Consider the following 12,178-nt stretch of genomic DNA (forward strand, 5'->3'; position numbering starts at 1 on the left):
GTTTTGTCGCCGTCCGGAATGAGCCAGTCCCCTCTCAGATGGTTCCGTCCCAAGTTGAAACTTCTGTCTGTTTCATCTCTTCCTCATTAAACCAGCGGGTCGTGACTACTTTTGTCTCCGTAAAAAAACGGTAACCGTCTTTTCCAAGACAGTGTAGATCTCCAATAAAGGATTTCTTATGACCGGAAAACGGGAATACGCCAACCGGTACCGGAATTCCTACATTTATTCCTACCATTCCGCCATCCGTATGCCGAGCAAATTCCCGGGCATAATAACCGTTTTGCGTAAAGATCACAGACCCGTTCGCATATGGATTCCTGTTCATTATAGTAAGCCCTTCCTCAAAACTCTCCACCCGTTTGATGCATAATACCGGACCAAAAATTTCCCGGGTGCCCACTTCCATCTCAGGCGTCACAAAATCTAATATTGTCGGACCGATATAAAATCCGTTCTCATAACCGGGTACCAGGATCCCCCGTCCATCCAGCACAAGCTTCGCCCCTTCGGCCAATCCCTTTTCGATCCATTGTATGATGGACTGCCGATGGGCCTGATTAACAACCGGACCTAATTTCGTTGCTTTATCATAGGCAGGTCCCACCTTTATCTTACGTGCCTGTTCTACAAGAGCATTCACCAGGCGGTCTGCGATTTTGTTCTGCACCACCACCACCGGAAGCGCCATACACCTCTCTCCAGCGCAGCCGAATGCTGAATTAATAATACCTGCGGCGGTTCTCTCCACCGGTGCATCGTTTAACACCAAAGCGTGATTCTTTGCTTCGCATAACGCCTGCACCCGTTTTCCCGCAGCAGCGGCCTGCGAATAAATATGCTCTCCCACCGAGGTAGAGCCCACAAAAGTAATCCCTTTAATATCCGGATGTTTAAGCAGAATCTCCGCTTCCTTTCTGGAACAAGTAACGATATTCAACACACCAGCCGGCAGACCTGCTTCCTGATATAATTCCGCAAAGCGCAGTGCGCTCTGGGGAGTAAATGTAGCCGCTTTGATTACGATTGTATTGCCGCAGGCAATGCACATCGGTACCATCCACCCCATCGGAATCATAGATGGAAAATTAAACGGGACAATTCCTGCAAATACTCCGAGCGGCTCCCGGTATAAAACCGTATCAAACCCTTTCGAGGCGTCCATCAGGCTCTCACCCATCAAAAGCGACGGCGCCGAGATCGCCTGTTCTGTCGCTTCTTTTGCTTTTTGCACATCGCCCTCCGCTTCAGACCAGGATTTTCCATTTTCTCTGGCAACCAGGTCGGTCAGCTCCTCCATATGCGCGACTATTAATTCCCGTAGCCGGTAAAGCACCTGCACCCGCTTCATAACCGGAGTACCGGACCACATCGGATACGCCTCCTTCGCAGCTGCGACTGCCAGATCAACTTCCTCGCCTGTACAGCACGGAACCCTGGCAATCACCTCGCCTGTACTGGGATCATAGGCATCGGTATATTTTTCCGTTCGGGATTCCTGGTAATGACCATTGATAAAAGGCTTCAAAATTTTGATATCCGCCATTTTTTCCCCTTCCTTTTCCACAATTCAATATCCTTACGATAAATTAGATTTTATTGTTTCAACGATATAAGACTTTATTTCCTCTTTCTCTTCATAGCAGCCTTTGCTTTTTTTACAATCTCTACCGCATGCAAACTAAAACGTTCTTTCAGATATTCTTCGCTGCCAACCTCTCCAAAACGGTCCTCCACGCATACTCTCTCGATCGGAACGGGATAGTTCTGTGCCGTAAATTCCGCTGCCGCGCTGTACAATCCGCCGATATAATTATGGTTCTGCGCTACTACCAGCGCTTTCGTAAGCTCTGCGGATTCCAGCAGGCATTGTTCATCCAGCGGTTTGATCGAATACATATCGACTACACGGGCAACGATTCCTTCTTTTCTAAGCATTCCGGCGGCTTTCAGCGCTTCAGGAACCATGATTCCACTGGCGATAATACCGACATCCGTTCCCTCACATAATACGGCTGATCCCCCAATCTGAAACGAACTGCCTGATTCGTATATGTCCGGAACCCGCTTTCTGGCGCTCCGGATATATACGTTTCCGTAATGTCCGGCAGCTTCGGCTACCAGCTGTTCCATCGCAACCGGGTCGGCAGGCTCCAGTATACTCATAAACGGAATATTTCTCATGATCCCCACATCCTCGAAAGGCATATGGGTTCCGCCGTTGCTTGCCGCTGTAATACCCGCGTCCCATCCAACCAGTTTCACATTTAGTCCCGCATAGCCGCATGATAAAAATATCTGATCATAAGCCCTTCTTGTCGCAAATACTCCGAACGTATTAAAAAAAGGAATCATGCCCTCCAAAGAAAGTCCAGCTGCAATACCAACGGCATTTGCCTCCTGTATCCCGCAGTTAATATATCGATGCGGGAATGCATCCGCAAATGGTTTTGTTCCCATAGAATGCATACAATCGACGTCCACTGTCATAATTTCAGTTTTCTCCTGGCCCAGCTTAAGCAAGGCACCGCAATAAGCGGCACGCATCTCCCGGCCGGACATCCTGCCATCCCAGATGCATTTATACATAGGCCTCCTCCTTTGCCACAATACCCTGCTTTAGGCGTCTAAGAATCTCTATCTCGGCCGCATCCGCCTCTTCTTTTGTAATTGTCATAAAGTGGTTAAAGGAAGCCTTCTCCGCAAAATCACATCCGATTCCCTTATAGGTATCTAATATAATTACGCCCGGTCTTCCCGCTGCTTCCTTTTCTGCAGCAATCGCCTGATCGATTTCTTCCACCATATAACCATTTACCTTCCTGCATGAACATCCGAAAGCTCTGAATTTTTCCTCCAAATCAAAAGGATTGCATATTTCTTCCAAGGTACCGTCTAACTGCCGTTTATTATTGTCTACGAAGATAATCAGATGATCCAGCCGTTGATGGGCTGCGAACTGTACCGCCTCCCACACTTGTCCTTCCTGTAATTCACCGTCTCCCATTATCACATAAACCCAGGATGCACAGTTCCGAGTCTGAAGTGCCTTCGCAATCCCACAGGCACAGGAAATCCCCTGTCCCAGGGAACCTGTCGTCATATCGATTCCTGGTGTTTTAAGGCGGTCACAGTGGCTCGGCAGGGATGTTCCTCCCCTATTTAGGGTATTTAAAAGCTCCTCCGAAAAAAAACCGCTTAGAGATAATGCCGCATATACAGCAGGGCCGCTATGTCCTTTGGATACCACAAGCCTGTCCCTGTCCGGCCACATAGGATCCGACGCCCGATAGCTCATGACCTTCCCATATAAAACCGCCAGGACATCCGCTATCGACATAGCGCCCCCAATATGACCACCGCCCGCACTTTCCATACAGCGAATGGTCCGGATTCGGATCTGCGCAGCAAGCTGCCGCAATTGTTCCATTTTCTGATCCATATCCCGCTCCCTTTCTCATTTTATACTACGTATTCCACTCTCATTTTTACAGAAAACCCCTATGCAGTAGCTACTATTTATTACGAATTTACATCATTAGATTTACAAAAATTTTTAAACACAATGGATTTCACCTTGAACATTTCATCTAATGTATTGTAGAATCCCTCATTCCCCATTCCGCTTAATTTGTGTCCCCCGAAAGGCATATCAAAAGTCCGGTACAACCCAGATCCATTTAAGATCACACCGCCGGTATCAAGCTTTCCTGCTATATAATAAGCCTTTTCCAGGTCCCCGCACATGATGCCGCCGGATAAGCCGTAATGGCTCTGGTTGGCAATCTCAATTGCTTCTTCAGCCGTATCAAAAGCAATGACCGGAAATACCGGACCGAATACCTCCTGGTTCCGCGCGATATCCATCTCCCTTGTCACCTGATCCAGAATGGTAGGTTCGAAGTAGTTCCGGTTAAAACGCTTTCCTCCCAAAACACAGACCGCTCCAGCAGCCACCGTTTCCCGTACCGCCCGTTCAACCTCAACTGCCGCAGTTTCATTAATCAGCGCTCCCATCTGTGTATCCGGATCAAAGGGATCTCCGATCTTGATACCGCTTAATATCGCCGATAATTCCCGGATGAAAGCATCCTTGATTCCCTTCTGTACCAGGAAGCGCTTGGCCGAGCAGCAGGCCTGACCCGCATTCAGGATACGTCCGTTTACTGCTTCTTTAGCCGCTTCTTTGGGATCTACATCATCGAAGATAATCATCGCATCGTTCCCGCCCAGCTCCAAATATACTCTGCTTAAATTCTTTGCGGAAGCTTCTCTGACGCTGATTCCCGCCTGTGTACTGCCGGTCAGGCTGACTGCGTTCACGAGTGGTGATTCCGCCAGATAATTCCCCACGACCGATCCTTTTCCCGTGACGACCTGAATTGCCGGCGCCGGTACTCCGGCACGAATCAGCAGATCGGTCAGATAAATATCCGCAAGCGGTGTATCGGAGGCGGGCTTGACGATCACCGCATTCCCCGCTGCCAGAGCAGGCGCCACCTTATGCGAATACAAATCAATTGGAAAATTATAGGGTACGATGCAGGCTACGACTCCTACCGGTTCTCTTTTTACCATAATAATGCTCTTTGCTTCGGCATCCGGGAGCACGGAATCATAGATATGCCGTACCTTCTGGGCATAGCCGGAAAACAGCGCGACCGCATTGTCGATCTCTTCCTCAGCCTGAGGATATATTTTTCCGGTTTCCCTCACCAGCAAAGTGGCCAGCTCTTTTTTTTCTTTTTCGATCAGTTCTGCGGCCCTGCACAGAATTTCGGTTCGCTTCTGAACCGGTGTATCTCCCCATATTTCCTTCCCCATCTGTGCCGCCTGCAATGCCCTGTCCAGATCCTCCGTGGAAGCGCAGGGTACCGTATCTATCACTGCATGGGCCGCCGGATCCCATACCTCCATCGTTTTCTGATCCGAAGAATCTACTTTTTCCCCGTTAATCGTCATTTTCATCTGTTTGTCCTCCTATAATCCATGCTTCACTTTCCGTATCATCAGATCCTGGTGTTCCTTCGGCAGAGCCACGAAATAAGCGGACAGCCCTCCCATCCTTACCCTAAGGCTCCGGTATTTCGCCGGATCCTTCTGCGCATTCAGCAGATCTTCCTCGCTGGTTCCTGTAATCGTTAGAATCACGCCCCCCAGTTCCAGAAAGGACTTAATAAGGGCGACCATCCGTTTCAGCCCCTCGTCTCCCTGAGCCTCGTTATAGTTAATCTGCATATCCAGCGGACAGCCGATAAAATAGGGAACCAGATCCGGTGTTGTTATGGATTTGATCGCAGCCGTAGGTCCTCCAAGATCCATTCCAATCGAGGGAGAATAGTTACTGCTGACAGGTTCCTGGCTTAAACGGCCGTCCGGTGATGCTCCGATATTATGACCGATCGACATATAGGTTTCAAAGGTAGCAATTCCAAGTCCCACATACAGATCATCGATATCCATAGACGCCGTAATATCTGATACTTCTTTTCTAATATCTTCCAGCAGCTTAGCGGCGATTCCGTCCACATAGGGCTCATCGTTACCGAATTTTGGAACTCTGTTTATGAACATCTGACGCAGATCCTCTTTTCCCTCAAAGTTCATTCTGACAGCTTCGGTTACTTCGGACATAGTACAGATCCGATCCTCATATACCAGCTTCTTAATAACCGCCAGGGAATCCACACAATTTGCCAGCTCGCACACCATCAAGGGATAGATGTTATACCTGGCTCCATGATCCGACAGATCTCTTCCCCTTTGAATACAATCGGAAACGATCGTGGACAAAAGCGGAGACGGGGCAATTTTATGCCGGACGTCCCGATATTTCAGTTTATTCTGCAGAATCTCAATAATTTTCTGATGAATACATTTCATAAATACGGTATAAAACTCTTCATAGGTCTTAAATTGTGCGGGGTCGCCATAGTCCGGAGCCTCCTGCCTTTTTCGGATCAGGCTTGCTCCGCGGTTCAGAACGTATTCCAGTGTCTGAAGCACCTTGATATACTCGAAACCAAAATTCGTCCGCCCCGGTATTAAAACTTCCCAGCAGCCGTCATTAGAATAGTCTCTCGCCTCTTCAAGCGGAATCCCCAGGTCTGTCAGTCCTTTGATAATAACCTCATCGTTATATAAGGCCGGTTCCCCAGAACCTCCTTTCCGCAGAATGTCCGCGCATAGTTCATACAGTTTCTGGGGACTTTTGGAATTCAACCTTACAGAGAGAACCGGCATAATAGCTTCCAGATAATTCCACTGTTCAATCAGCAGATACGTCAGGTCATTGACTGCATCCTCTCCCTGTGGAGTACATCCACCCAATATCATATTTAGCAGGAAATTATTTGCCGAAGTGCCGAAATTATAGTCCTGATCGTTTTCCATCGCAAAAGAAGCCGCAAAATGATCCGGATTCCCTCCGTCTCCTTTATCATAAGCGTTTGCATGAGAAGCATCGAAATATTCCGGCAGGATCTGCACCCGTTCGTTGAATTTGGCCAGCCAGCTGCCAACCAATTCCTCAGCCTCTTCCTCCGTAATGCGCCCGCTTTCTATATCTCTTTTATAATAAGGATAAAAATACTGATCGGTACGCGCGATTGGCACCATCTCTAACGAGCTGTGCAGCGCGCAGAAAAAGAGAAACATACTCTGCAGAGCCTCATGAAACGTCTGCGCCGGCTGTTCCGGCACTTTAGCGCAGATGCGGGAGATTTCCAACAGTTCTTTTCTTCTGGCCGGCTCCCTTTCTTTTGCTGCCTGCTTTAAAGCCAGCTGTGAATAACGTACGGCCAACTCTCGGACAGCGTTTAGACTGATTATCATAGCCCGGTAATAATCCAGCTTTTCCCGCTGAGGTTCCTTCTTTTTACATTCCAGTTCCATCTGTTCCAGAATTTCCTGACGCAGTCCCTGAAGTCCGGATTGCAGAAGCTTTTGGTAATCACCCGGATGATGGCCCCATACGGATTTATAGGTAAAAGCTCCTCTCATTCCCTCCTCTTTTTCTTCCGGAAGCGCATAGTCCGGGAATTCGAACCCCAGTCCTGCGGAAGCATAATTCGCCAGGCCGACAATCAATTCATCCGGCTTTATCTTCGCCGGCATATTTCTCATAACATACTCCACCGCCAACGCTTTGCGGACTACCAGCGGCTCCTTTTTGATCTCTTCACTGGTCAGAATGGTTTCATCCTGACCCCACCATTCCTTCGGGGATACCATCTCCACTTCAAAAATTCTTTTCTTTATCCGGTCTATCCGTTTCATTTCATCCCTCCAGTTCTTTTATCCGGAAACCTTCACTCGTACTTCGTTTACCGGAAATTTATCAATCGGCGGTTGAATCTAATGGCACTTCGCCTGCCAGCCATTTGTAGTCGCCGGATCCTCCGATATTTACAGGGATTCCAGACACCTTCAGTATTTCTTCAGCCTGAGTCAGGGCAAAATTCTCCGGTTCCTTCCAATCCCTGCATTCATATATCTCTCTCAGGCCATCCCATTTCGACATTCCAAATTGATGAAATGGAAGAATATGGATCTCCCTGGCGCCGTATTTTTCTGCCATATGACGGATCCAGACTGTATTTTCCAATCCGTCATTCACACCAGGTATGAAAGGATAGCGGATAATCAGTTTCTGATTAAGTCTGCCGATCCGCCCGAGATTTTCTAATATCCGTTCTTGACGAACACCTGTATACCTTGCATGTTCTGCCGAATCGGAATGTTTCAAATCAAACAGCAAGAAATCTGTATACGGTAATATTTTTTCAAACGCTTCCCATCCACAATAACCACAGGTTTCGACCGCCGTGTTAAATCCGCTTTTATGAGCACCGGAAAGCAATTCAGCCGCGAACTCCGGCTGCATGGTACATTCACCTCCGCTTAACGTAATCCCGCCACCAGAATTTTTATAAAACACCGAATCCTGACGGATTTCCCGCATCACTTCTTCCGAGGTGACAGTACGGCCCATTATCTTTAATGCGCCAGCATAGCAGTGATCCACGCACATTCCGCAGCAGACACATTTTGCATCATCAATTTGGACTCCGGACCCAGTCAGGCGTATCGCCTGTTTTGGACAGACGTTCTCACACTTGCCGCATCCGATACATTGGTTAACCGTGTACATCACATTTCTTTTGACAGAATTTGTTTCGGGATTCGAACACCACCTGCAGCGCAGCGGACATCCTTTAAAAAACACCACCGTTCGGATACCCGGTCCGTCGTGTACCGAATATTTCTGTATATCCGTAATTACGCCAAATTCTCCACTTCGTCTGTTCATACTATTTCCTCTTGCTACTGATGTCGATCGCCACTGCCCCCAGCAGTACCAAGCCCTTAATTAAGTATTGATAGGTCGTTCCCAGATTCAGCAGACTCATCCCATTATCCAGGCTCGCCATCATGATCGTTCCGATAATTGCACCGATGATCGTTCCGCTGCCGCCTAACGTACTGGTACCTCCTACGATGCAGCCAGTAATCGCACTGAATTCAAAGTTCGTACCGGTAGACGAGGTCGCCTGACCTACACGCCCCAGAAATACGATACTGGCACAGCCGATAATCAAACCCATTAACACATAGACAAAAAAACCGTTCTTTTAATATTGATTCCGGATAGCTTCGCCGCATCCCGATTCCCTCCGATCGCATATACACTGCGGCCGAATGGAGTATTTTCCGCAATAAAGCTGAATATGATTGCCAATATACCCAGCACCACCAGAGCAAACGGAATTCCTTTATAAGAGAGCAGCAAAAAAGCAATGATTAAGATCACGCTACAGACTGCAGCCGTCTTTGCAATCTCTACCGACAGCCGAGGCACTTCGAAGCCATATTTCTTTCTATTTTTCCGTTTCCGGATCGTCCTGAAAATAACCGCCAACACTACCGCCAGCACAAGGAACAGACTCAGATCGTTGAAATTACTCTCCTTGAACAAAATATTAGGCAGAAAAGATCTGCCGAAGGAGGCAAATTTGTCGCCTACCGGACCGATCGCTTCTCCTTTGCCGATCAGCAGCGTCATGCCCCGGAACACCAGCTGCCCCGCCAAGGTTGCTATAAACGGCGGCATATCCCGGTAGGCAATCCAAAATCCCTGCCAACATCCGATCAATGCCCCACATGCCAGCGTGATCAGTATAGTGACTGGTACCGGAAAATTCCAGTCACATTCCATCAGAGCGGCAAGTGAACACGAAAATCCCAGTACAGATCCTGCGGACAGATCGATTCCTCCGGTAACCATTACCAGAACCATACCGATCCCGATAATCGCATAGGTACAGCCTTGCATCAGCAGATTGGTAAAATTCATATAGCTGGTGAATATTCCATTGGTCAGTATCTGAAAGGTCAGAAATATAATAAGCAGCTCGATTACAAGCGCAAATTTTGAAATATTATTCCGGATCAGTAATTTCATCTTCGTACGGTCCATATCATTTTCCTCCAATCGCATGCCGCATTAAGGTTTCCTGATCCGCCTCATCACTGGAAATCTCCCCGCTCATCTTTCCTTCATGCATAACGAGAATCCGGTCGCTCATCCCCAGGATTTCCGGCATTTCAGAGGAGATCAGCACGACGCCTACTCCCTGTGCGGCCAGTCCCTCCATAATATTGTAGATTTCCAGCTTCGCGCCGACATCGATGCCCCTTGTCGGTTCATCCAGGATCAATACCTTTGGAAGCGTCAGCAGCCATTTACCCAGAATCACCTTCTGCTGGTTCCCGCCGCTTAGGTTTCCTACCTTCTGCATAATCGAAGGTGTCCGGATATTTAATTCCTCCACCTTTTCATTGGTCCGGCGGATCTCTTTATTTTCATCAATCGCTCCAAACCTGGCCAATTTTTTCAAACTGGCCAGAGACATATTTTCCTTGATGTCGGAGCTCATGACCAGCCCATACCGTTTCCGGTCCTCAGATACGTAGCTGATCCCGTTTCGTATTGCTTCCCATGGCGTTTTATTATGGATCTCTTGTCCGTCCAGCCAAATCCTGCCTCCCGCCTTCGGATGGTAGATACCAAACAGGCTCATGGCTAATTCTGTTCTCCCCGCCCCCATCAGCCCTGATATTCCCAGGATCTCCCCTCTTCTCACCGTAAAGCTAACCTGATCAATCATATTCCGCTGCGGATTGTCGGGATCGGAAACTGTCCAATCCCTGACTTCCATTACAACATCCTGAGGCTTATGACGTTTCGCCGGATAGAGCTTCGATAATTCCCGTCCAACCATCTGGGCAATCATCCCGCTTTCTGTCAGGTTGTTAATATCCGCCGTGTTGATCGTCTTCCCATCCCGAAGTATCGTAACGGTATCCGCAATTTCGAAAATTTCATTCAGTTTATGGGAGATATAAATGCAGGTGGTATTCTCTTGCTTCAGCTGTTTTAAAATCACAAACAAATTTTCCGTATCTTTTTCTGTCAGTGATGCTGTCGGCTCATCCAGGATCAGCAGCTTTGTCTGCTTTCCCAGAGCTTTGGCGATCTCCACCAGCTGCTGTTTCCCAACTCCCAGATCCTCAATCCTGGTGGTAGGCAGAATATCCAGATGTACTTTTTTAAGAAGCTGTCTGGTGATCTCCATTTCCTGATCCCATTGGATCATATGATTTTTCTTTTTCTCATTTCCAAGGAAAATATTTTCACAGACATTCATGGATTTAACCAGATTCAGTTCCTGGTAAATTATCGTGATTCCGGCTTTTTCACTGTCTTTGATTGATTTAAAATGCCGTTCCTCACCTTCATAGATCAGCTTTCCCTCATACTCTTTGTCCGGATAGATTCCACTTAGCACCTTCATCAACGTGGATTTTCCAGCTCCGTTTTCACCTACCAGCGCATGAATACTGCCGTGTTTCACTTCAAAATTCACACAGTCTAAAGCCTTGACTCCAGGAAATTCTTTGGTTATATTCTCCATTTTTAAAATCGTATCCGACATATCCATCACCTGTTTTATGTATATTACCTTATTCTCCAAATACTTCGCTGTCCGTATAGCGTCCGTCCGCGATAACAGATTCCTGCATATCTTCCTTATTCTTGATAAAGTCGATCTCCAATTTGTAAGCCGGAATATCCATCTTCCCGTTATTGTAAGAGGTATCGGAATCTCCCAGCGCTTCCCCTTTCATTAACTTCAACGCCAGATCTACACATTGCTCATGCTGGCTTTTGGAATCCTGCCAGATCGTACTGTACTGTTTCCCGTCCATTATGTATTTTAAAGCCGACAGGTTCGCATCTGCTCCGGTGATAATCACGTCGCCGGCAAGGCCTGCCTGCTCCAGCGCAGATATGGCGCCGGCCGCAATATCATCGTTGGCACAAATAATTGCATCGATCTTATTATTTGTCAAAGACAATGCATTCTCCGTATGCATCAAGCCCTGATCCGACGACCAGCTGGTACAGTACTGTTCCAGCACTACATTCACGTCGCCCGCATCGATCGCCTCCTGCAGTACGTCGTACCAGGCCGCCTTGAATTCCTCCACATCCGGCAAACTGGAAATATCCCCGTTTAATAATACATAATTTCCTTTTGGTGCTGCTTCAAAGGCTGCCGCTGCACTTTGATACCCTTTTTGATACTGGTCGAACAGTGAGATCGCATCGATCCAGCAGTCCTGAGCAATTCTCCGAAGGGATACCACGTAGATCCCCTGTTCGTGGCAGGCGTCCAGCGCCGGCCCGATCGCCGCAGTGTCTACCGGGCAGATAATCAGCGCATCAATTCCCTGGGTGATCAGATTCTCTACCTGCGAAAATTGAGTATCCGCGTCGTCATCCGCCACCTGCAGCAGAATCTCCACGTCGCTGTGTTCCTCTGCCACTTCGTTCATCATTTTCACATCATATTGCCAGAACTCATTCATGGATGTGGGAAAACACACACCGATCTTGTACTTATCACCGGCTGTCTCATCTTTGGAGCTTTCCTCAGGCTTTTGCGCATCCTGTACCGGAGCCGCCGTACTCTCCTCAGGCGCCGCCACCGGTTCCTGCCCTTTTTCCCCGCCGCAGGCCGCCAGCAGCAAGATCATTGTACCGGCCATACAAGCCGCTATTAAGGTTTTGAAGTTTCTTTTCATTTCGTTTCCTCCTTTTTGTAATTGTTTC

8 protein-coding genes and 1 pseudogene are annotated in these 12,178 nt (G+C 47.9%); all 9 read right to left on the bottom strand.

Features of this window, described 5'->3' with window-relative positions; genetic code table 11:
- Positions 1 to 34 precede the first annotated feature (34 nt).
- Positions 35 to 1,546, bottom strand: coding sequence for a CoA-acylating methylmalonate-semialdehyde dehydrogenase (locus KTH89_RS00435; RefSeq protein ID WP_238720214.1), 1,512 nt, complete (start codon positions 1,544 to 1,546; stop codon positions 35 to 37).
- Positions 1,547 to 1,620: 74 nt separating this feature from the next.
- Positions 1,621 to 2,589, bottom strand: coding sequence for a transketolase family protein (locus KTH89_RS00440; protein ID WP_238720215.1), 969 nt, complete (start codon positions 2,587 to 2,589; stop codon positions 1,621 to 1,623).
- On the bottom strand, positions 2,582 to 3,442 hold the full coding sequence (locus KTH89_RS00445; protein ID WP_238720216.1) for a transketolase: 861 nt from the start codon (positions 3,440 to 3,442) through the stop codon (positions 2,582 to 2,584). The genes KTH89_RS00440 and KTH89_RS00445 overlap by 8 nt, the downstream gene beginning before the upstream one ends.
- Positions 3,443 to 3,522: 80 nt before the next feature.
- On the bottom strand, positions 3,523 to 4,968 hold the full coding sequence (locus KTH89_RS00450) for an aldehyde dehydrogenase family protein (protein ID WP_238720217.1): 1,446 nt from the start codon (positions 4,966 to 4,968) through the stop codon (positions 3,523 to 3,525).
- A gap of 12 nt (positions 4,969 to 4,980) precedes the next feature.
- Positions 4,981 to 7,278, bottom strand: a complete 2,298-nt coding sequence (locus KTH89_RS00455) for a pyruvate formate lyase family protein (protein ID WP_238720218.1) — start codon at positions 7,276 to 7,278, stop codon at positions 4,981 to 4,983.
- A gap of 61 nt (positions 7,279 to 7,339) precedes the next feature.
- Positions 7,340 to 8,311 (bottom strand): glycyl-radical enzyme activating protein, encoded by a 972-nt coding sequence (locus KTH89_RS00460; protein ID WP_158343854.1) that lies wholly within the window; start codon positions 8,309 to 8,311, stop codon positions 7,340 to 7,342.
- Position 8,312: 1 nt separating this feature from the next.
- Positions 8,313 to 9,499 (bottom strand): annotated as a pseudogene (locus KTH89_RS00470) (sugar ABC transporter permease).
- Positions 9,480 to 10,997 (bottom strand): xylose ABC transporter ATP-binding protein, encoded by a 1,518-nt coding sequence (locus KTH89_RS00475; protein WP_238720221.1) that lies wholly within the window; start codon positions 10,995 to 10,997, stop codon positions 9,480 to 9,482. The pseudogene KTH89_RS00470 and the gene KTH89_RS00475 overlap by 20 nt, the downstream one beginning before the upstream one ends.
- 28 nt (positions 10,998 to 11,025) lie before the next feature.
- Positions 11,026 to 12,150 (bottom strand): sugar ABC transporter substrate-binding protein, encoded by a 1,125-nt coding sequence (locus KTH89_RS00480; protein ID WP_238720222.1) that lies wholly within the window; start codon positions 12,148 to 12,150, stop codon positions 11,026 to 11,028.
- Positions 12,151 to 12,178: the final 28 nt, after the last annotated feature.

The organism is Diplocloster agilis (assembly GCF_019042275.1).
Taxonomy (GTDB): domain Bacteria; phylum Bacillota; class Clostridia; order Lachnospirales; family Lachnospiraceae; genus Diplocloster; species Diplocloster agilis.